This is a genomic window from Arthrobacter sp. OAP107, from assembly GCF_040546765.1.
Classification (GTDB): domain Bacteria; phylum Actinomycetota; class Actinomycetes; order Actinomycetales; family Micrococcaceae; genus Arthrobacter.
This window is the reverse complement of record NZ_JBEPOK010000001.1, coordinates 2,418,117-2,438,556: the sequence shown is the minus strand read 5'-3', so window position 1 is coordinate 2,438,556 and position 20,440 is coordinate 2,418,117. Positions and strand designations below refer to the sequence as shown.

Here is a 20,440-nt window from a genome sequence, read left to right as displayed (position 1 = left end):
AAGATTTTTTCGGTCCGGTCCGCAGGGGGTGTGCTTTCCGCCCTTATATTGTCGTAGCCCCCTGTCATGCTGTGAATATGGATAGCGCAGTAGTTGCGGAGACGTTGGAGGCCATCGGTGCCTCTGCTCTTTCGCTGGCTGCTGGGCTGGAACGGGTGGCTGGTCCGGGTCCGCTGCCTGGTGCGGTGGATCCTTTGGGGGATCTGGCGGATGCGTGCCTGGAGGGTCTGGCCGGTGTGACTGCGATGGAGGCCCGCCTGGCGGCGGTGAAGGTGCACCTCGCCGCCGGGTTCGCCGCGGCGGAGGAGGCCATGACTCCGCCGGGCGCGTCCGGGCAGGACCGCACCGTCCGGCAGATGTCACTGACTGCTGAGGTGGCGTGCGCGCTGACCGTCAGCGAAGGATCGGCGGGACGGTTGCTGGTCGAATCCGCCAAACTCACCCGGGATCTGCCGTTGGCACTGGCCGCGCTCGGGGCGGGAACGCTCTCATGGCAGCACGGGCGGATCATGTGCGACGAAACCGAGGGGCTGGGACCGGAAGCGGCGGCAGCGTTTGAGGCGCACTTCCTGGACCCGGACGCACCCGGGTACGCGCGGGGTTGCCCGGCGGGGGAACTGACGCCGGCGAGGTTCCGGGCCAAGGCCCGGTATTGGCGGGAACGGCATCATCCGGTCAGCATCGAAAAACGCCACCACAAGTGTGTGCAGGACCGGCGGCTGGAGTATGCCCCGGACCGGGACGGCATGGCCTGGCTCTCCGCGTATCTGCCCGCGGACCAGGCCGCCGGGATCTGGAACCGCACCACCACCGCCGCCCGTGCCCTGCAGGGCCCAGCCGAAACCCGCACCCTGACCCAGCTCCGCGTCGACGCCGCCGCCGCATGGCTGCTCGGCCCAGCCCCGGAAGTGGGCAGCCCGGCTGACGACCCGGCCACAGGGTCGGAGCTGGCCGGGCCCCGAGGGTCTGTGCCGGCAGGTGGATCGCTTTCCACAGATCTCCCGCCCGCGGCTTCCCCGTCCACGGGATCCGAGTCGGCCGGGTCTGCGGAATCGGTATCGGCTGGTTCCGTTTTGCCCGGTGGTGTGCCGTCACCGGCGGCGCAGGTCCTGGTCACCGTGCCGGTGTTTTCGCTGCTCGGCCTCTCCGGGGAACCGGCCACTCTCGACGGGCACGGTCCGATCCCGCCGTCCATGGCCCGGCGGCTCGTCGCCGACGGCGCAACCTCATTCCTCCGGGTCCTCACCGACCCGCGCGACGGAGCACCCCTGGAGATCGGCCGCACCAGCTACCGGCTAACCAAACCAATGCGCCAATGGCTGCGGCTCCGCGACGCCAAATGCACATTCCCCAACTGCAACAACCACTCCCTGGACAACGACGCCGACCACATCCTCGCCTGGGCCGACGGCGGCGGCACCGGGGCCGCCAACCTCGGCCAGCCCTGCCCCAAACACCACAGGCTCAAACACACCACAGCGTGGCAACCAGTCGGCGCCACCCGCGACACCCCACCGGGCTGGATCTCACCCAAGGGACGGTCCTACCCCGCCGAGCACCAGGACTGGGAACCACCCACCTGGCCAGAACCACCGCCCGGCCAAGACTGGCGCCAAGCGCCAATCAGCGAAGTCTGGCCCATGCCATCGAACTGGCGGGACGTATCGGACCCTCCCGACGATCTTGACGATGTTGAGCACCCGATGGATATCGACGGCGTTGACCCACCGCTGCCCGCGGATCCATGGCCCTATTGGTCCTCCATAGCTGCCTAGTAATACACCTGCCCGTATCAAGTCCCCTCGCTGTCACCGGCACAATGGAAGGGTGACTTCCGCCCCCCTCCCGCAAGACGACCTACTCGATGCCTTGGGCCAATCCGCGCCGTTCGACCTCCAGGCCATCGGCTCCGGCCTGGTTTTTGCGGAGTCGCTGGCGGAGTTGGCCAGTGTGCTGGCAAGGCAGGGCGCAGGCGGAACCGCGGTGGTCCAGGCCCCGCCGGGCACCGGAAAAACAACCTTGGTCCCCCCATTGGTTGCCAACCTTGCACAGGCTGCCGCAAACGGCGGCAGGCCGCGCATCGTCGTGACCCAGCCGCGCCGGGTCGCCGTCCGCTCCGCCGCCCGGCGGCTGGCGGCCCTGGACGGGACGAAGCTGGGGGACCGGGCGGGCTACACTGTGCGCGGCGAACGACAGGCCGGCTCCGCCACGCTGATCGAGTTCGTGACGCCGGGCATCCTGCTGCGCCGCCTGCTGGCCGATCCCGGCCTCGAAGGCACCGCCGCCGTCATTCTCGATGAGGTGCACGAACGCGGCCTGGAAACCGACCTGCTGCTGGGCATGCTTGCGGAGGTGCGCCAGCTGCGCGGCGACCTCACGCTCGTCGCAATGTCCGCAACCCTGGACGCACCGCGGTTCGCGGCGCTGCTCGGTGGCGACCCCGGCTCCGGGGCGGACCCAGACGGGGAGCACAGCGAGGCCGACGGCGGCGGGCCGGCTCCCGTCGTCGATTGCCCTTCCGCCCTTCACCCGCTCCAAACGGCATGGGCACCCGCGCCGGTACCGCGGATCGACGCCCGTGGCGTGACCCGCGGCTTCCTCGACCACGTGGCGGACACTGCCGCCGCGTCCTACGCGGCAGTCCTTGCCGCAGATCCCGGCACCGACGCCCTGGTGTTCCTGCCGGGCGCCGCGGAGGTGTCCCATGTGGCCGGCCGGCTGCGCACCCGGGTGGGTCCCGGCGTCGAAATCCTGGAACTTCACGGCCAGGTTAGCCCGGCAGCCCAAGACCGCGCTGTTTCCGGCCGCAAGCCCGGGGAACTGGCCAGGATCATCGTGTCCACCGGGCTCGCCGAATCATGCCTGACCGTGCCCGGTGTCCGGCTGGTGGTCGACGCGGGGCTGTCCCGCGAACCGCGCCGCGACGCCGGCCGCGGCATGACCGGCCTGGTCACCGTCTCCTGCTCGCGGGCCTCCGCGGAACAGCGCGCCGGACGCGCTGCGCGGCAGGGGCCGGGGAAGGTGGTCCGCTGCTACGACCAGAAGACCCTCGGGGCCTCACCTGCACACCAGACACCCGAGATCGCCGTGTCCGATCTGACGGGCGCTGCCCTGGTCCTCGCGTGCTGGGGTTCACCGGGCGGCCGCGGGCTGGCCCTGCCTGACGCCCCGCCGCAGGCAGCCATGGCCGATGCCGAAGAGGTGCTGCGCGAGCTCGGCGCGGTGGGGGAGGACGGCCTGGCCACGGACTTGGGCAAAGCCCTGGCACGTATTCCTGCCGATCCACGCCTCGGACGTGCCCTGCTCGTCGGGTCAGCGCTGCTGGGGCACAGGCTGGCAGCAGAGGTTGTTGCCGCCGTCGCAGGGGACCAGCGTGCCGCGGGCGCCGACCTGCCGCGGTTGGTGTCCGTTCTCCGGTCCGGCAAGGATCCTGCTTCCAGGCGCTGGACCGAGGAGGCACGTCGCCTGGACGCCCTGGCACGCCAGTCGCCGCCCGGCGTCGGGCTTCCCTCGGTGGAGGTTCCGGTACTCGACGTGCCGGCGGCAACCGCCGAACAGATCGGCCTGGTGGTGGCCCTGGCGTTCCCGGACCGGGTGGCCCGCCGGGTCCCCGGGGACGGGCCGGAGCGCTACCTGCTGACCTCCGGTACGCGGGCTGGCCTTCCCACCGGCAGCCCGCTCGCCGGGCACGAATGGCTGGCCGTAGCCGAGGTAGCGCGGGCAGAAGGACGGCACACCGCCGGGACCGGCGCGGTGATCCGTTGCGCCGCACCGCTGACGGCGGAGACAGCCGAGGCCGCCGCGGCGCACCTGCTGCTCGACTCGGTGGAGGCAACGTTCAGCCAGGGCCGGGTTACGGCCCGCCGGGAGCGGCGGCTGGGCGCCATCCAGCTCTCCTCCACGCCGGTCCGGGCGTCGGCAGGTGACGGCCGCGCCGCCGTCGCCCGGGCTTTGGCGGAGCAGGGGCTGGGAGCCATCGGATGGTCGACGGCGGCAGAGGCGCTGCGCCGTCGACTCGCCCTGCTGCACCGGGAACTTGGCGATCCCTGGCCGGACATGTCCGAACAGGCGCTGCTGGCCCGGCTCGACGACTGGCTGGGGCCGGAGCTGGAAGCGCTGGCCGGAGGTGCCGGAACCTCCGGCATTGACCTCACGGACCCGCTGCGGCGGCTGCTGCCGTGGCCCGAAGCCGCCAGGCTGGGCGAGCTCGCGCCGGAATTCCTTGAGGTGCCCAGCGGCTCCCGCGTACGGATTGACTATCCGGACGCGGGGGACGACGCCGGCAGGCCGGTAGTAGCCGTCAAACTCCAGGAATGCTTTGGCTTGGACCGGACGCCTCTGCTGGCCGGCGGAAGGGTGGCGGTGCAGTTCCATCTGCTGTCCCCGGCCCGGCGGCCGTTGGCTGTCACGGACGACCTCGCCTCGTTCTGGTCCGGACCTTATGCGCAGGTGCGCGCCGAGATGCGCGGCCGCTACCCGAAGCACCCTTGGCCCGAGGACCCTTGGACAGCGACGGCCACCGCACGGACCAAGGCGCGGAAATGACCGACGCGCTGCACCAAATGGTGCCGAGTTGACTACCGGGCGGACGGCACACCGGTTAGCCGGGCGTACAGGGCCAGATGGGCATCCACCATGCGTTCGGTGCTGAAACGGTCTTCAGCCTGTGCCCGGACTGCCCCGCGGTCCAGGTCCGCCGCGCGTTGTAGAAGGCCCGCCAGGTCTTCCGGCGAGGAAGCCAGGTAGCCGCTCACGCCGTCGTCAACGATTTCCGGGGCTGAGCCCATCGGGGTGGCTACGACGGGTGTGCCGGTGGCCATCGCCTCGATCATCACCAGCCCGAACGGCTCCATCCACTGGATCGGATTGAGCAGGGCGATGGCTTGTCCGAGCAGTTCATACTTGTCCGCGCCGCCCACCTCGCCCAGGAACTCCACGTCCGGACCCTGCAGCGGTTTCACGACATCGTGGTAGTACTGCACTTCGGCGGGTTCCCGCATCTTTGCCGCGATCCGCAGCGGAATTCCGGCCAGTTGGGCCACGTTGATGGCCTCCAGTACGCCTTTGTCGGGGCACATCCGGCCAAGGAAACACGCATAACCGCCCTGTCCGTGCCCTATCGGAACAGCGGCCACCTCCATGCCATGGGGGATGATGGCCGCGACGCGGTCCGCCAGCACGCTGCTGACCTGGCTTTTGGAGATGGCGATCAGGGTTGTGTCCCGGGCGGCTGCGCCATAAACGGCGGCGAACGAAGGGGACAGATCGCTGTGAATGGTTGTCACGACGGGCAGTCCCTCCGGCCGGCCCCGGTAGAGCGGGCCGGCCAGCGTGTGGTCATGGACCAGGTCCACCATGCCGTCCATCCCGGCATACGCGTTGATGACGTGGCTGAGCTCCGAGGAGGTGAAGCCAACGAAGTCAGGTTCGGAGGAACGCATCCCGGGGAGCCGTTCCACCGGGCAGGTGCTGTCCGAGGCGGCGGCGAGCAGCACCTCATGGCCCGCCCTGGTGAAGCCCCTGGCCAAGGCGTCGACCACCAGTTCGATGCCTCCGTAACCGGCCGGGGGAATCGGGTACCAAGGCCCCGCAATTAAACCGATACGCATCAGCAGCTCCCTTGTCGTCCGGATGTACTGAGACCGATTTATTACTGAGACCATTCAGTTGTGGGTGGGACCGGCAGTTACGGCGCCATCAGCCGCTCCAGCGGCGGCCGGGGCTGGTTGAGCACGATCATGCCCTGCGGCAGGCCCTCAATGGAACCCTCGCTACCGGTGGCGCTCAGGGTGATCCGGGAATGATCCATCTGCACGTTATCGGCGCGGAAGCTGCCGAACCCGGCGGGCAGAACCGGGGCCAGGCAGACCTCCTCGCGGGGAAGCAGGGGATCGAAGCGGAGAAGGGTCCGCATCAGGTGCACCGGCGCCGCCGAGGCCCAGGCCTGCGGCGAGCAGGATGTGGGGAAGGGCACGGGATCGGGGAAATCGTCCCGGGAGAATCCGCAGAAGAGTTCCGGCAGCCGCCCGTCGAACAGCTCGGCTGCGTCGAACAGGCCCGTGGCAACCCGTGTGGCCTCCTCGACGAACCCGTACCGCATGAGTCCGCCGGCGATCAATGCAGTGTCGTGGGGCCACACCGAACCGTTGTGGTAGCTGACGGGGTTGTAGGCGCCCATGTCAGAGGCAAGCGTCCGGATTCCCCATCCCGTGAACATCTCCGGCGACATGAGCCGCTCTGCCACCAGGGGTGCCTTGTCCGCGTCGACGATGCCCACCCAGAGGCAGTGTCCCATGTTGGAGGTACAGGCATCCACCGGGCGCTTGTCCTTGTCCAGGGCCACGGCGAAGTATCCCCGCTCCGGGAGCCAGAACTTCTCGTTGAACTCTGCCTTGATATCGGCAGCGCGGCGGTTCCACTTGCTCGCGGTCTCCTCGTCGCCCAGCTGCTGGGCGAGCAGCGCGCGTCCCAAGTAGGCGCTGTAGACGTAGCCCTGCACCTCACACAGTGCGATCGGAGCCTCCGCCATCCGGCCGTCAGCGAAGTTGATGCCGTCCCAGGAGTCCTTCCAGCCCTGGTTTAGCAGCCCGTGCTCGTTGGCGCGCTGGTACTCCACGAAGCCGTCGCTGTCCCGGTCGCCGTAGTGCTCCACCCAATCCAGCGCCCGGTCGGCGTGTGGCAGGAGCGAGTCCAGCAGGTCGCCCGCCAGCCCCCAGCGTCCCAGTTCCGCCAGCAGCGACACGAACAGGGGCGTCGCATCCGCGGTTCCGTAGTACGCCTGGCTGCCGCCGAGTGCGAGTCCGGCGGTGACGCCCAGCCGCACCTCGTGCAGGATCCTCCCTGGCTCCTCCTCGGTGTCCGGGTCAACCTTCTCGCCCTGCAGTGAGGCCAGCGTCTGGAGGGTCCCCGCGGCCAGCTTCGGATCCACGGGCAGCGCCATGTAGGAGGACAGGATGGAGTCCCTGCCGAAGAGTGCCATGAACCAGGGGGCGCCGGCGGCCACTGCTGCCCGCTCCGGGTGGTCGGGATCGAAAATCCGGAGGGCACCAAGATCCTCCTGGCTGCGGGTGAGGACCTTCTCCACGTTCTTGTCCGTCACGGTCAGCCGGGGAACATGTTCCTCCCAGGCGGCGTAGCGCTGGGCGCCCACGTGCGGAGCCGACTCATGCGTGAACGGCTGTTCCGGTCCCGTGCCGTCAATCAGGGGTGTGGTGAGCACGGTGGCAGTCCACAAGCCACGCGGTGCCAGTTCGGCGTCGAACGTCAGGGAATCCTCGGAGATCGCAGCGCCCTCCGCGCTGATGACCACCCCGCGGTGGACGCCGTTACGGATGGCGTCAATCTGCAGGGCGTCGGCCCGGACCTTGCGGCTGTGCTCCGCGGACGGCACCACCTTTCCGCCTTTGACGTCGAACAGGTCGCTCAGGTCTGCATCCACCCGGATCTGGATCCGGCAGGTCCGCGGCTGTTCCGAATAGTTGTGGATCTTGATGTCGTCACGCAGGCCGGGCCCGACCTGCCGGCTGTGTTCCACCACCAGCGGGCTCTCCACCGCACCGTTGGCCCCGCGGGGCCTGCCGACGAAGACCGCCCGGTAGGGCTCACGGGTCTGGCCTGACAGCGGCTCGAGAGGAACGCCGTCGACGGTCAACTGCCAGCGGGACAGAATCCGGGTGTCCTGGTAAAAGGCGCCCTGCGGCTGGCCGGGAAGCACGTCCCCGCTCTCGGCCGAGATGCAAAAGGACGAGCCTTCCACCACGGTCACTGCTGTCAGTCCGGATGATCCAGCACCGATATTTTCATTCCACGCACTCATCGACTGCTCCCTGGCGACTAGTCGGATGGCATGGGCCGGCCTGTGCGGCCACCTTATCCATCGTCCCCCTACCGTGATGACGCCGCAACGGTTATTCCCTGCCGGCGCGGCCGGGGGCGGGAGCGGCCCCGCCGCGCCCGTCGGACTCGCGGTATGGCGCCCGGACCCCTTGCTGATCAGCAGCTTTAGGTGTCGAATCTTCTTACTAAGGCCGCTTGGCGGCTTACGACTAGCAAGCCGGGAGATGGTCATGTCGGCAAGAGGTACTAATGGCCGGGGCAAGGGCCCCGGCCGAGGCAGTTCCGATCTCCGGCGGGCGGACGCGTCCGCCGGAGCACCGGTGGACAAGCCGGAGGGCATCCGCAACGTCGCGCTCGTGGGGCACTCCGGAGCCGGCAAGACCATGCTCCTCGAGGCGCTTCTCGCCGCCGCCGGAGCCATCCCGCGGATGGGTTCCATTGTCGACGGCAACACGGTCAGCGATGCGGAACCGTCCGAGATCCACCAGCAGCGCTCCGTGGTCCTGTCCGTGGCGCCGCTGATTTACGACGGCGTTAAGGTGAACCTGCTGGACACTCCGGGCTACGGGGACTTCACCGGCGAGCTGCGGGCCGGGTTGCGCGCCGCAGACGCGGCACTGTTCGTGGTGTCGGCCGTGGACGGCATCGACGCCGCCACCACCGCGCTGTGGGCAGAGTGCGCCCAACTGGATACGCCGCGGGCCGTGGTGGTCAGCCGGCTTGACCACCCGCGGGCGAATTTCGACGCCGCCCTGGCCGCCTGCCAGGGCGCCTTCGGCCAGTCGGTGGTGCCCGCCTACCTGCCGGTCAGCGGGAATGGCGGCGTGACGGGACTGCTGGGGCTTCTCTCAGGTCAGGTGTCGGAGTACGACGGCGAATCCCCGGAACCAGCGGTCCGGGACGCCAGCGCCGATGAGCTCGCCGCCGCCGAGTCCGAGCGGGGCACACTGATCGAGGGCATCATCTCCGAGAGCGAGGATGAGTCCCTGATGGACCGCTACCTTGGCGGGGAGGACATCGACGTCGATGTCCTGGTGGGCGACCTCGAAACGGCTGTGGCGCGCGGATCGTTCTTCCCCGTCCTGCCTACCTCGGCGGAAACGGGCCTTGGGATCACGGAGCTGCTGGACATGCTGACCAGAGCTTTCCCGACCCCCTTGGAGCGTGCCGTCCCGGACGTGACGGACCTCTCCGGGGAACCGGCCGGGCCGTTGTCCTGTGACCCCGACGGGCCCCTGGCCGGTGAGGTGGTCCGCACCACCATGGACCCGTTCCTGGGACGGGTCTGCCTGGTGCGCGTCTTCTCCGGCACGCTGCGCGAGGATTCGGCCGTGCACGTCAGCGGCCGCGGCCTGGCCGAACGGGGCCATGAGGACCACGACAGCGACGAGCGCCTCACCCACCTCTATTCCCCAATGGGGGCCAGCTTGAAGCCCGTCCCGTTCAGCGTGGCCGGCGACATCTGCGCCATCACCAAGCTGGGCAGCGCCGAGACTGGCGATACCGTGTCCGCGAAGGACGCCCCGCTGCTGATCACCGCGTGGGACATGCCGGAGCCGCTCATGCCGGTCGCCGTCGAGGCCGCCACCCGCAGCGACGAGGACGCCCTGGCCAAGAGCCTGGGCAAGGTGGCCGCCGGCGACCCGACCCTCCGGGTGGAACGAAACTCGGAAACCCATCAGCTGATCCTGTGGTGCATGGGTGAGGCGCACGGCGAGGTGATCCTGGACCGGCTGCGGGACCAGGGCGTGAAGCTGCAGACCGTGCCCGTGGTGACGCCGCTGCGGGAGACCTTCGCCGCGCCGGCCGCGGGGCACGGGCGCTACGTCAAGCAGTCCGGCGGCCACGGCCAGTACGCGATCTGCGACATCGAGGTGGAGGCGCTTGACCGGGGCGCGGGCTTCGAGTTTGTGGACAAGACCGTGGGCGGTGTGGTGCCGAACCAGTTCATTGGCTCTGTGGAGAAGGGCGTGCGGGCGCAGATGCAAAAAGGCGTTTCCGCCGGCTTCCCGGTGGTGGACATCCGTGTGACCCTGGTGGGCGGCAAGGCCCACAGCGTTGACTCCTCGGACGCCGCGTTCCAGTCCGCCGGCGCGCTTGCCCTGCGCGAGGCCGCTGCCGCCGGCCGCATCCAGCTGCTGGAGCCGGTCTCTTCGGTCACTATCAGCATCCCGGACGAATACGTGGGGGCCGTGATGAGCGACCTGTCGTCGCGCCGTGGCAGGCTCACAGGCACGACGTCGTCCGGCGGGGATTTCACGGAGGTCACCGCCGAGGTCCCGGACGGAGAATTGCTGCGGTATGCGGTCCAGCTGCGGGCGCTGACCGCCGGCACGGGCCGGTTCCGGCGCAGCTACCTGCGGCACGAACCGGTCCCGGGCAACGTGGCACCGGCGGCGGCGAACGCCTGAGGTGCCTGGCCGGCCGGACCGGGAATCAACGGGCGCGGGCGTCAGGCGGAGCTGTTGGCCCGCATGAACGCGGCGACCGGCGCCGCCAGCGAGGCACCGATGTCCTCTGCGGTGCGCTTGTTTCCGGCAACCGCGAACGAGTGGTCCCCACCCTCGCACCACTGCAGCGTCGCGGTGGGCCCGATTCGTGCAACCACGCCCTCCAGCAGTTCCCGGGTGGCGAAGGTGTCGCGCGTCCCCTGCAGGAAAAGCATCGGGGCAGTTACCCCGTAGAGGTGCTCATCGCGGAGCTTCTCCGGCTTGCCCGGCGGGTGCAGCGGGTAGCCGAGATAGATCAGGCCGGCGGCCTGCATACCCTCGGCCACGGCCATGGACGCCATCCGGCCGCCGAACGACTTCCCGGCCGCCCACACCGGTTCAGTGCCCCCGGCGGATTCTTCCCGGGCGGTTGCCTCAGCCATTGCCGCCCGCCAGGTGGCGATCGCGGCTGGCGGCCGGTCAGGGAACTTCCGCCCAGCCTCGCGGTACGGGAAGTTGAAGCGCAGGGTGGCGACGCCGTCGTCGTTTAAAGCGCCGGTGAACCCGCGCATGAACGGATGCTCCATGCCAGCGCCGGCGCCGTGGGCCAGCACGAGCGTTGCGAACGGATCGGCCGGACGCGCGTAGGAGCCGGAGACGTGGCCGTCACCGACGGCAATGGTGATGGGCGAGTCAGCGGTGGGCATGACTCCATCATGCCCGATCCGGCGGGCAGGTCTGCGGTCCGGCCGTCAGCCTGGATGAAGCCGCAGTGGGTCAGTTAGCGGGCCGGGACCACCCGGAGCCAGGTGTAGTCCTGCGGCAGCAGCACCAGTCCCTCGTCGATCCGCACCGGCTGCTCGGAAAACAGGTCCAAGGCTTCGGCCGCGAACCCGGACAGCGTTTCTGCCGCCACCACCTGCGGCCCGTCACTGAAGTTGGCCAGCGCCAGGACAACCGTCCCCTCTCCGGGCCGCTGGTACCCCAGCACGGCGGGGTTGTTCGAGGTGAACGGAATGAGGCGGGTGCCAGCCAGCTCCGGGGTTGCAGCGCGGACCTCCACCAGCCGCCGGAGCCCCGCATACACCGCCCCCTCAGGTGTCGCGGGGTCGAGGCGCTTCGCGTATTTTTCGGCCGGGAACTGCGGACGGTGCACCCACCGGCTGTCCGTCTCGTGGCCTTCCTCCTGCGCATAGCCATAATCGTTAAGCTGCCCCACCTCGTCGCCCAGGTACAGCAACGGGATGCCGCCGGTGCTGAAGGCCACCGAATGGGTCAGCAGGACGCGGCGGATGGCCTCGGCCGACCCGTCCTCAAGGCCGCACAACGACGCCGTGGTGCCGGAGATGCGGCAGTCACCGGTCCGCGGGTTGTCCTGGAACGGGACACCGTAGGCGAAGCTGCCGGGGAAACGGTTGACGTAGAAAGAGTTCAGGAACCGGCGGTGGTCGAAGCCGTTGATGCCGAACTCAGCCGCGTCCTCATCGGCGAACGTCCAGCCGATGTCATCATGGCTCCGTACGTAGTTCACCCAGGAAGTGCCTGCTGCAATGTTGTGCCGCCGCTCCAGGGCCTGGGCCAGCAGCGACACGTTGCGCGTGGCCAGGGCTTCCCACGTCAGCGCCATCTGCAGCGGGTTGTAGGAGAGCTGGCATTCTGCCGGATCGATGTACAGTGCCACTTCGTCCGGGTGCACTATCGCCTCGGACTTGAACAGCAGCGACGGCGCGGCGAGCCGGCAGACCGCGTTGAACGCCCGCAGCAGGGTGTGCGCCTCGGGCCGGCTTTCGCACGAGGTTCCGAGCTGCTTCCAGATGAAGGCCACCGCGTCCATCCGCAGGATGTCCACGCCGAGGTTGGCCAGGAACAGCATTTCGCCCGCCATGGCCCGGAACACCTCGGGGTTGGAGTAGTTCAGGTCCCATTGGAAGGTGTGGAAGGTGGCCCAGACCCACCGGCCGTCCGGCAGCTGCACGAAGGAGCCGGGGTGGTCCTCCGGGAAGATCTCCCGCACGTTCTGCTCGAACGCGTCGGGCATCGCCCGGTCCGGGAAGATCCAGTAATAGTCGCTGTACCGCGGATCGCCATTGGCCGCCCGTTGCGCCCACTCGTGTTCGTTGGAGGTGTGGTTGAAGATGAAGTCCACCACCAGGCTGATGCCGTTGGCCCGCAGTTCGGCGGCGAGCGCCCGCAGCTGGTCCATGGTGCCGAGCTTCGGGTTGACCTCGCGGTAGCTGGACACGGCATAGCCGCCGTCGGACATGGGCTCCGGGGCCAGGAACAGCGGCATCAGGTGCAGATAGGTGAGCCCGAGCTCTTTGAAATAGGGGACGCGGGCCCGCACGCCTTCCAGGTCGGCCGCATACCGGTCCACGTAGCAGACGCCGCCGAGCATCCGGTTGGACTGGAACCATTCGGTATTTCCCTCGCGGCCGGCGTCGAGTTCCTTCAGGTCTGCGGGCCGCTCCTGCCAGGAACGCGCGATCTCTAACGCCAGGGCGGCCAGCTGCTCCTCGACATCCGGCCGCGATCCGTAAAGCGAACGGAACAGCCTGGACAGGTCGGGGAAGTGGCGGTCGAAGCGCTGCTCCAGTTCGTTCCAGTCCCGGCCTCCCGGCGCCATGCCTGCCTGCCCGGCCACCGTGCCGAACAGCTGGTGGTTGCCTGTGGGGGACACCCCGGATGGCTGCGGTGCACCCGATTCCTGTGCTGTACCGGATCCCTGAGCGGCGGATGGTCCTTGGGCTGCGTCCAGACTCGGGGATTCAACCATGGAACGGGTCTCCTTCGAGGGTGTTCTGCGCCTGCCGGCGCCCGGTGTTTTCATCCTTACAGATGGCCCCGCCGGTGCCCAGAGCGCACGGAGAAGTTTCTTGAGGCCCGACGGCGGGACCCACCTGAGCGGTCCGCCGGCCATGGACAGCGGCACGAATCGCGGCAGGCGTACTGCTGACGCCGCGGGCCTCGCGGGGTAGGTTGTCCCCATGGCCAGTGAACAGACCACCATCAGTGTCGACGGGCCCCACGGCCCCCGGGAAATGCGCGTCTCCAGTCCGAGCCGGGTGTTGTGGCCCGACCTGGGACTGACCAAGCTGGACCTGGCGCGCTACTTCGTGGATGTGGGGGAGGCGTTCATCCGGGCCAATGGCGACCGGCCGGTGGCGCTGCAGCGGTTTTCAGACACCGTGGACGGCGACCAGTTCTTCTCCAAGAACCCGCCGAAGGGAACGCCGGACTTCATCCGCACGGTCAAGGTCACCTTCCCGAGCGCGCGCTCGCATCCCATGCTGGTCCTGGACGAGCCCGCTGCGGCGGTCTGGGCAGCGCAGATGAACACGGTGGTTTTTCATCCGTGGCCGTCCCACGCGGACAACTCCGACAACCCGGACCAGCTGCGGATCGATCTGGACCCCCAGCCGGGCACCGACTACGACGACGCCATCCCCGCCGCCCTCGAACTGCGCAAGGTGCTCGCCGAGGCAGGGCTGGACGCCTTCCTGAAAACCTCGGGAAACCGCGGACTGCACGTCTATGCCCCCATAGAGCCGACGCGCGAGTTCCTCGATGTCCGGCACGCCGTGATCGCCGCCGCCAGGGAGCTCGAGCGGCGCATGCCAGACAAGGTCACTACCAACTGGTGGAAGGAGGAACGCGGGAAGCGCATCTTCGTCGACTTCAACCAGGCTAACCGGGACCGCACCATCGCGGGCGCATACAGCCCGCGTGCCCTGCCCCATGCGTCCGTGTCCTGCCCGATCACTTGGGCCGAGCTGCCGGACGTCCGCCCCAAGGACTTCACCATCCTCACCGTGCCGGACAGGCTGAAAACTGTGGGGGACCCGTGGGCGGACATGCACACCAAGGCGGGCACCATCGACACGCTGCTCGAATGGTGGGAGCGCGACGTCAGGAACGGACTCGGCGAGCTGCCGTTCCCGCCGGACTATCCGAAGATGCCGGGCGAGCCGCCCCGCGTGCAGCCAAGCCGGGCGAAGAAGCCGGAGTAGCCGGCGGGGCAACGCCTGCCCGGGATGGCGCGGCCAGCTGCCTGAACCGAAACCCTACTCGAACCGGGACGGATCGCCGGTGCCGCGTCGCACTACCTCAGCGGTGCCGCCGGAGAAGTCGACGACGGTGGTTGGCTCGGCGCCGGTGTCGCCGGACTCGATGACGGCGTCCACCACATGGTCCAGACGCTCCTTGATTTCCCAGCCCTGGGTCAGCGGGTCCTCCTCGTCCGGCAGCAGCAGCGTGCTGGACAGCAGTGGTTCGCCGAGTTCGGCCAGCAGCGCCTGCACGAAGTTGTGCCGCGGGATGCGCACACCCACGGTCTTCTTCTTGGGGTGCAGGAGCCTGCGTGGGACTTCCTTGGTGGCGGGCAGGATGAACGTGTAGCTGCCCGGCGTGACGGACTTGATGCTGCGGAACACGTCGTTGCCGATGTTCACGAACTGCCCCAGCTGGGCGAAGTCCCGGCAGACCAGCGTGAAATGGTGCTTGTCATCCAGCTGTCGGATGGAACGGATCCTGTCCAGCGCTTCCTTGTTTCCCAGCTGGGCGCCGAGGGCGTAGCAGGAGTCGGTGGGGTAGGCGATCAGCCCGCCCGAATGAAGGAGCTGCACGATCTGTGAGATCGCGCGGGGCTGGGGGTCTTCGGGGTGGACATCAAAGAATTTCGCCATGCGTTGAGCCTACGGCCCGGCGGCCGTCGGTGCACGCACCCGCGCAATAAGCTCACCCCACGTGCACCCAAGGACGCTTGGTGACATCCGGCTCGGCTTCGCGCAGGACCTCCCGGGTGACGGGGGCGATCTCACCCTCCCCCAGGAACAGGAAGCGCAGCAGGTTCACCACCGGGTTGCCCTCGGTCCAGCGGAAATAGATGTGGGGCATGAGCCCGGTAACGTCCCGGATGTGCAGGAGCACGGAGGCGATGGTGTTCGGCACCACCGGCCCGTGAACTTCGAGTACGCGGTAACCGTGCCGCACCACGCCCTGCACCTGCAGTTCGGTTTCGAAGTCCGAGGAGTCGTCAACGATCACCTCGAGGAACAGCGCCTGGTAGTGGACCGGCAGGTGGCTGACCTCGATGGCTGACGTCAGCTTGTCCCGGTATGCCTCCGCGGTCAGCCGGCGCGGCTCGTGCGCAATGATGCCGATGGGGCCGCTCTCATCCGCGGCGACGAACTCCAGGGCCGTCCGGTCGAGGCGCACGTGCGTGGCGTGCAGCTCAAAGGACCGCCCGATCCTGGACAGCAGCGAAACCACGATGATGCCCGCGATGAAGAATGCGGCGATGCGGATGCCCTCGGGCCGCTCAACAATGTTCGCCACCGTCGTGTAGATGAACACCACGGCGACCAGCCCGAAGCCGGCAGTGCGCGCCCGCTGCCGGCGGCGCCGGGCGGACAGGGCGACGGCGACTGCCGCCGAGGTCATCAGCACCAGCACGCCGGTGGCGTAGGCACCGCCCTGGGCGTCGACGTCGGCTTCGAAAAGAATGGTGACCAGGAATGCAATGGCGCCAAACACCAGAACCAGCGGCCGGACGGCCTTGGCCCACTCGGGCGCCATCCCGTACCGCGGCAGGTACCTCGGCACGAGGTTCAGCAGCCCTGCCATGGCGGACGCCCCGGCGAACCAGAGGATGGCGATGGTGCTGAGGTCGTAGACGGTGCCGAACCCGTTCCCCAGATACTCGTGGGCCAAGTAGGCGAGGGCGCGTCCGTTGGCCTGGCCGCCGGGCTGGAATTCGGCGGCGGGAATGAGAATCACCGTGCTGAAGCTGCTGGTGATGAGGAACGCGCTCATGATCAGCGCGGCCGTGGTCAGCATGCGGCGGGTCCCCTCGACGCGGCCCGCCGGATGCTCCTCCGTGTCCGAATCCCTGCCACGGACCTGCGGCATGACCGCCACACCGGTTTCGAAGCCGGACAGGCCCAGCGCCAGCCTGGGGAACACCAGCAGCGCGATGGCGACGGCGAGTACCGGATTTCCGTGGGATGTCCCCAGGGCCTGCCACCAGTCCCCGACGGCGGCCGGGTGGCCCAGGGTTTCGACGGCGGCTCTCGCCACCACCACGACGTTCAGTCCCAGATAGATCGCCACCAGGACGACGGCGATCCCGATCGCCTCCTTGAACCCCCGCAGGAACACGGCGGCGAGCAGGGCGAGGAGGACGAGGGTCACCGTCACCTCCTGCCCCTGCAGCCAGGCCGGGGCAAAGGGGTTCTGGATGAGGTGCGCGGTGGCGTCGGCGGCGGAGAGGGTCATGGTGATCATGAAGTCCGTCGCGGCAAAGCCCAGCAGCACCAGGACAAACAGCTTGCCGCCCCAGCGGGGGAGCAGCCGCTCCAGCATGGCGATGGAACCCTCGCCGTGGGAACTCTCGCCTGCCACGCGGCGGTACACCGGCAGTGCGCCGAACAGCGTGACGGCTACCAGAACCAGCGTGGCCAGCGGGGAAATGACGCCTGCCGCGAGCGCGGCGATGGCGGGCTGGTAGCCGAGGGTGGAGAAGTAGTCCACGCCGGTCAGGCACATGACCTGCCACCACGCATGCTTCGGTTCATGCGCCATGGTGCGGCCGCCGGGCCCCTGATGGGATCCCTTGCTGTCCTGAAGGCCCAGCAGCAGCCAGCTGGCAAGCCGCTGCCTGCGGGTAGGGTGCAGCTCAGAGGGTTCCGCCGGCGGGCGGCTCATGGTGGTCATGGTGCCTTTCATCCGTGTGGTGCCCCTCTGCCTATCGCAGCGGGCAAAGCCGAACGTAGCACCGGGCAGGAAGGCAGGAACCGCCGGCAGCGGAATCTTGACGGATCCTTAACGCGGTTGTGAGGCACCCCCATCGCGCGTGCTGCCCGGGCCGGTGGACAGCACAGAGGCCGGTGACAGCTGGGAGACGGGCAGTGAAAGAATGGCGTCATGGCAGGGGAACGGATCGTCATTGGCCTGTCGGGAGGCCTTGAGGGGGAGGTCCTGATCCGCCGCGCCGTCAAGGTCCTGGACGGCGCCGGCGGCGGGGACCTGATCGCCGTGCACATCCGCTCGGCGGAGGGCGCGTCGCGCGAATCAACCAGCGCCCTCGAATCCCAGCGCAGGCTGGTGGTGGATCTGGGCGGCAGCTACCACACCGTCGCCGCGCACGACCCCGTCGAAGCACTCCTCGCGTTCGCGTCCCACGTCGGCGCCACCCGGCTGGTCATCGGCCAGTCACGGGCACACCCGGTGTCCAGGATCCTGACCGGCGCAACGGAGACGCGGATCATCCGCCGTGCCTGTGACCTCGACGTGCAGGTGGTGCCGCATCCGCTGGCCGGGCGCGGTGCGGGCCGCAGGCGGCAGCGGGACCTTGGCCGCGTGCGCGTCGCCGCCGGGTTCGTGCTGGCGGTCGCCATTCCCATCCTGATGCAGCTGGCGCTCGCCGTGATCGAGCACAGCGTGGCCACCGCCACCCTGGTCCAGCTCGCCGGGGCCGTGGCCGTGGCACTCGTGGGCGGCCTGTGGCCGGGTGTGGCGGGTGCGCTCTGGAGCAGCCTGCTGGTCAACTACTTCTCGACGCCGCCGGTGGGTGAGCTGGCCATCAAGGACCCGCAGGACCTGCTGGCCCTTGGCGTGTTCGTGGGTGTCTCGGTGGCCGTGGCAGGCGTGGTGGACAGGTCTGCCCGGCGCTCCAAGGAGGCCGCCCGGGCGCGGGCCGAGGCGGCAACACTCGGCGAGCTGGCCCGCGGCGCCACCCGCGCGGAGGACACGGTGGGCAGCCTGCTGGAACAGGCACTGGACGTCTTCGGTGTCCGCGGCGCGGCGCTGTACAGCGGGCCCGCTTTCCGGAATGGGGCAGATTCCCCTGACACGCCGGCTTTCGGAGACCCGGAGGCCATCCGGGACGGGGAGAGCATCCCACGGAGGAAGCTGCTCGCGAGCGCGGGCGAGCTGACCGATTCTGAACGGGACGGCGCGGACTTCGCCGGGGACGCCGTGGAACCCGAGCACACCGTGGAGCCGGTCGACGACGACACCTGGCTGGTACTGTTCGGCAGGACGGTGCCCGCCGCGGACAGCAGCCTGCTGGGCGCCTTTGCCGCGCACGTGCTGGCCCAGCTGGAGCGCCAGCAGCTGGCAGCCAGCCGCCTGGAGGTGCTGCGGCTGGCCGAGGGAAACACCATGCGCACCGCCATCCTGCGGGCCGTCTCGCACGACCTCCGCACACCGCTCGCCGGTATCAAGCTCGCCGTCGGCGGTCTTCTGCAGACCGCCGTCACGTACACACCTGAGGAGCAACAGGAGCTGTTGGAAACCATCGACGAATGCTCGGACCGGCTGGACGCCCTGGTGGGGAACCTCCTCGACATGTCCAGGATCACGGCCGACTCTGTACGCCCCCTGCTGAAGCCCGTCCGCTGGCTCGACGTCGTTCCGGCAGCGCTGCGCGGCCTGCCGCAGGGCAGCGTGCGGGTAGTGCTGCCGCCGAACCTGCCCGCCGTCGACGCCGACGCCGTCCTGCTGGAGCGCGTCATCGCCAACATCGCGGAAAACGCCGTCAAATACGCGCCGGCATCCGACGTCACCGTGACGTCGGCGTCGGGCGGGCTCAGCGGCGCGGTCCTCAACGGCCACCCGGCCGGTGAACTGCGGATCATCGACCACGGGCGCGGCGTGCCGGACCGCAACGTGCCGGCCATGTTCCGCCCCTTCCAGCGCCTGGACGATCTTTCCCAGTCAACCGGCGTCGGCCTGGGACTCGCCGTGGCCAGGGGATTCGTCTCGGCCATGGGCGGCAGCCTGGCGGCAGAGGAGACGCCCGGCGGGGGACTCACCATGGTCATCCGGCTTCCGCTGTCGACGGGACACGGTGCAACGGGACACGGCGGGGACGACGGCGGGTCTTCCGCCGCTGCTGCAGTCCCACCTGCCGTTTCGCCGCAGGAGACTGCCCAGTGACCGGCGTCCTGGTGGTCGACGATGACCAGCATCTGCTGAAGGCCCTGCGGATCACGCTGCAGGCGCACGGCTACACAGTGGAAACTGCCGCGGACGGTGAGGCCGCCCTGATTGCTGCCTCACGCAACCCGCCGGGGATTGTTGTCCTGGACCTCGGACTGCCGGACATGGACGGCGCGGCGGTGCTTCGGGAGCTCCGCCGCTGGAGCACCGCCCCGGTGCTGGTGCTCTCGGCCCGTCACGGCTCATCAGACAAGGTGGACGCCCTCGACGCCGGTGCGGACGACTACATCACCAAGCCCTTCGGGCTCGAGGAACTACTTGCCCGGCTTCGCGCACTCCTGCGCCGGGCCCCGGAAGCCACTGAGCCGTCCACGGTGGACACGCCGGAGTTCAGCGTGGACCTGGGCCGGCGGATGGTCACCCGGAATGGCGAGCCCGTAAAGCTCACTCCCACGGAGTGGAGCATTCTCGAGCTGCTGGTGCGGAATCCCGGGAAGCTCATCACCCAGCAGCAGATCCTGGCCAGCGTGTGGGGACCCGCCTACGAGAAGGAGGCCAACTACCTGCGGGTCTACATGGCGCAGCTCCGGCGCAAACTGGAGGCGGACACAGGCAATCCGCGCCATCTGCTGACCGAGGCGGGCGTGGGCTACCGCTTCCGGCCCTGACCTGCGCTTATGAACGGCCCGTGAACTTCCGTGAACCCCTATGAAGGGGCGCCGGATTCCGGCAACATGTGTAGTGCCGGGCGCCGCACACCGGGCGCCGTACGTACAGCCGAAGGAGAACCGATCGTGTCCACCCTGCTTAACCCGTACCTCAGCTTCCGTGACAACGCCCGCGACGCCATGACCTTCTACCAGTCGGTGTTCGGCGGCGACCTGGCGCTCAGCACCTTCGGGGAGTTCCAGGCCAGTGAGGATCCCGCGGAGGCGGATAAGATCATGCACGGGATGCTGACCTCGGAGAAGGGGCTCGTGCTCATGGGCGCCGACACCCCCAATTCCATGGACTACACGCCGGGGAGCAGCATCTCCGTGTCGCTCAGCGGCGACGACGAGGCCGAACTGCGAGGCTACTACGACAAACTGTCCGGGGACGGCGGTTCCGTCACCGTCCCGATGGAGAAGGCTCCCTGGGGCGACATCTTTGGCATGTGCACCGATAAGTTCGGCATCGCGTGGCTGGTGAACGTCAGCGGAGCTTCAGCGGCTCCTGCTTCCTAGATGTCCCCG

The 20,440-nt window shown here is 68.9% G+C and carries 13 protein-coding genes; 7 read left to right on the top strand and 6 right to left on the bottom strand.

Annotated features, from left to right (window positions below):
- Nucleotides 1–77: 77 nt before the first annotated feature.
- Nucleotides 78–1,775: an HNH endonuclease signature motif containing protein gene (locus ABIE00_RS11340; protein WP_354260259.1), complete on the top strand. Its 1,698-nt coding sequence runs from the start codon at nucleotides 78–80 to the stop codon at nucleotides 1,773–1,775.
- Between the two features lie 52 nt (nucleotides 1,776–1,827).
- The gene (locus ABIE00_RS11335) at nucleotides 1,828–4,545 is read left to right on the top strand and encodes an ATP-dependent RNA helicase (protein ID WP_354260257.1); all 2,718 of its coding nucleotides are present in this window, start codon (nucleotides 1,828–1,830) and stop codon (nucleotides 4,543–4,545) included.
- 32 nt (nucleotides 4,546–4,577) lie between these two features.
- On the opposite strand, the gene ABIE00_RS11330 is transcribed toward ABIE00_RS11335, so the two are convergent.
- Together ABIE00_RS11330 and ABIE00_RS11325 are read right to left on the bottom strand one after the other, a co-directional pair.
- On the bottom strand, nucleotides 4,578–5,609 hold the full coding sequence (locus tag ABIE00_RS11330) for a glycosyltransferase family 4 protein (protein WP_354260255.1): 1,032 nt from the start codon (nucleotides 5,607–5,609) through the stop codon (nucleotides 4,578–4,580).
- Nucleotides 5,610–5,686: 77 nt separating this feature from the next.
- Nucleotides 5,687–7,816, bottom strand: coding sequence for an amylo-alpha-1,6-glucosidase (locus ABIE00_RS11325; RefSeq protein WP_354260253.1), 2,130 nt, complete (start codon nucleotides 7,814–7,816; stop codon nucleotides 5,687–5,689).
- A gap of 250 nt (nucleotides 7,817–8,066) precedes the next feature.
- On the opposite strand from ABIE00_RS11325, the gene ABIE00_RS11320 reads away from it, so the two are divergent.
- Nucleotides 8,067–10,247: an elongation factor G-like protein EF-G2 gene (locus ABIE00_RS11320; protein ID WP_354260251.1), complete on the top strand. Its 2,181-nt coding sequence runs from the start codon at nucleotides 8,067–8,069 to the stop codon at nucleotides 10,245–10,247.
- Between the two features lie 41 nt (nucleotides 10,248–10,288).
- On the opposite strand, the gene ABIE00_RS11315 is transcribed toward ABIE00_RS11320, so the two are convergent.
- A complete protein-coding gene (locus ABIE00_RS11315) occupies nucleotides 10,289–10,972 on the bottom strand; it encodes an alpha/beta hydrolase family protein (RefSeq protein WP_354260249.1) in 684 nt (227 codons plus the stop codon).
- A 74-nt stretch (nucleotides 10,973–11,046) separates the two neighbouring features.
- Nucleotides 11,047–12,888 carry an alpha-amylase family protein gene (locus ABIE00_RS11310; RefSeq protein ID WP_354263334.1) on the bottom strand — a complete coding sequence of 614 codons (1,842 nt, stop codon included), beginning with the start codon at nucleotides 12,886–12,888 and terminating at the stop codon, nucleotides 11,047–11,049.
- A 361-nt stretch (nucleotides 12,889–13,249) separates the two neighbouring features.
- Here ABIE00_RS11310 and ligD point away from each other — a divergent pair, with 361 nt between their 5' ends.
- Entirely contained in the window at nucleotides 13,250–14,272 is a 1,023-nt protein-coding gene (gene ligD, locus ABIE00_RS11305; RefSeq protein WP_354260247.1) for a non-homologous end-joining DNA ligase, read from the top strand.
- Nucleotides 14,273–14,326: 54 nt separating this feature from the next.
- Here ligD and ABIE00_RS11300 read toward each other — a convergent pair whose 3' ends face one another.
- Together ABIE00_RS11300 and ABIE00_RS11295 are read right to left on the bottom strand one after the other, a co-directional pair.
- A complete protein-coding gene (locus ABIE00_RS11300) occupies nucleotides 14,327–14,947 on the bottom strand; it encodes an L-threonylcarbamoyladenylate synthase (RefSeq protein WP_354260245.1) in 621 nt (206 codons plus the stop codon).
- Between the two features lie 52 nt (nucleotides 14,948–14,999).
- Nucleotides 15,000–16,976, bottom strand: a complete 1,977-nt coding sequence (locus ABIE00_RS11295) for an APC family permease (RefSeq protein WP_354260243.1) — start codon at nucleotides 16,974–16,976, stop codon at nucleotides 15,000–15,002.
- A gap of 210 nt (nucleotides 16,977–17,186) precedes the next feature.
- Here ABIE00_RS11295 and ABIE00_RS11290 point away from each other — a divergent pair, with 210 nt between their 5' ends.
- From ABIE00_RS11290 to ABIE00_RS11280, 3 genes are all read left to right on the top strand, one after another.
- Nucleotides 17,187–19,202: a DUF4118 domain-containing protein gene (locus ABIE00_RS11290; protein WP_354260241.1), complete on the top strand. Its 2,016-nt coding sequence runs from the start codon at nucleotides 17,187–17,189 to the stop codon at nucleotides 19,200–19,202.
- Nucleotides 19,199–19,873 carry a response regulator gene (locus ABIE00_RS11285; protein WP_331571409.1) on the top strand — a complete coding sequence of 225 codons (675 nt, stop codon included), beginning with the start codon at nucleotides 19,199–19,201 and terminating at the stop codon, nucleotides 19,871–19,873. Before ABIE00_RS11290 ends, ABIE00_RS11285 begins: the two co-directional genes overlap by 4 nt.
- Before the next feature lie 126 nt (nucleotides 19,874–19,999).
- Nucleotides 20,000–20,431, top strand: a complete 432-nt coding sequence (locus ABIE00_RS11280; protein WP_354260238.1) for a VOC family protein — start codon at nucleotides 20,000–20,002, stop codon at nucleotides 20,429–20,431.
- The last annotated feature ends 9 nt before the right edge of the window (nucleotides 20,432–20,440 follow it).

Coding starts and splice junctions, on each gene's coding strand:
- ABIE00_RS11340 (WP_354260259.1), top strand. CDS start 78: ATGGATAGCGCAGTAGTTGCGGAGACGTTGGAGGCCATCGGTGCCTCT.
- ABIE00_RS11330 (WP_354260255.1), bottom strand. CDS start 5,609: ATGCGTATCGGTTTAATTGCGGGGCCTTGGTACCCGATTCCCCCGGCC.
- ABIE00_RS11325 (WP_354260253.1), bottom strand. CDS start 7,816: ATGAGTGCGTGGAATGAAAATATCGGTGCTGGATCATCCGGACTGACA.
- ABIE00_RS11320 (WP_354260251.1), top strand. CDS start 8,067: ATGTCGGCAAGAGGTACTAATGGCCGGGGCAAGGGCCCCGGCCGAGGC.
- ABIE00_RS11315 (WP_354260249.1), bottom strand. CDS start 10,972: ATGCCCACCGCTGACTCGCCCATCACCATTGCCGTCGGTGACGGCCAC.
- ABIE00_RS11310 (WP_354263334.1), bottom strand. CDS start 12,888: ATGGCGCCGGGAGGCCGGGACTGGAACGAACTGGAGCAGCGCTTCGAC.
- ligD (WP_354260247.1), top strand. CDS start 13,250: ATGGCCAGTGAACAGACCACCATCAGTGTCGACGGGCCCCACGGCCCC.
- ABIE00_RS11300 (WP_354260245.1), bottom strand. CDS start 14,947: ATGGCGAAATTCTTTGATGTCCACCCCGAAGACCCCCAGCCCCGCGCG.
- ABIE00_RS11295 (WP_354260243.1), bottom strand. CDS start 16,976: ATGACCACCATGAGCCGCCCGCCGGCGGAACCCTCTGAGCTGCACCCT.
- ABIE00_RS11290 (WP_354260241.1), top strand. CDS start 17,187: ATGGCAGGGGAACGGATCGTCATTGGCCTGTCGGGAGGCCTTGAGGGG.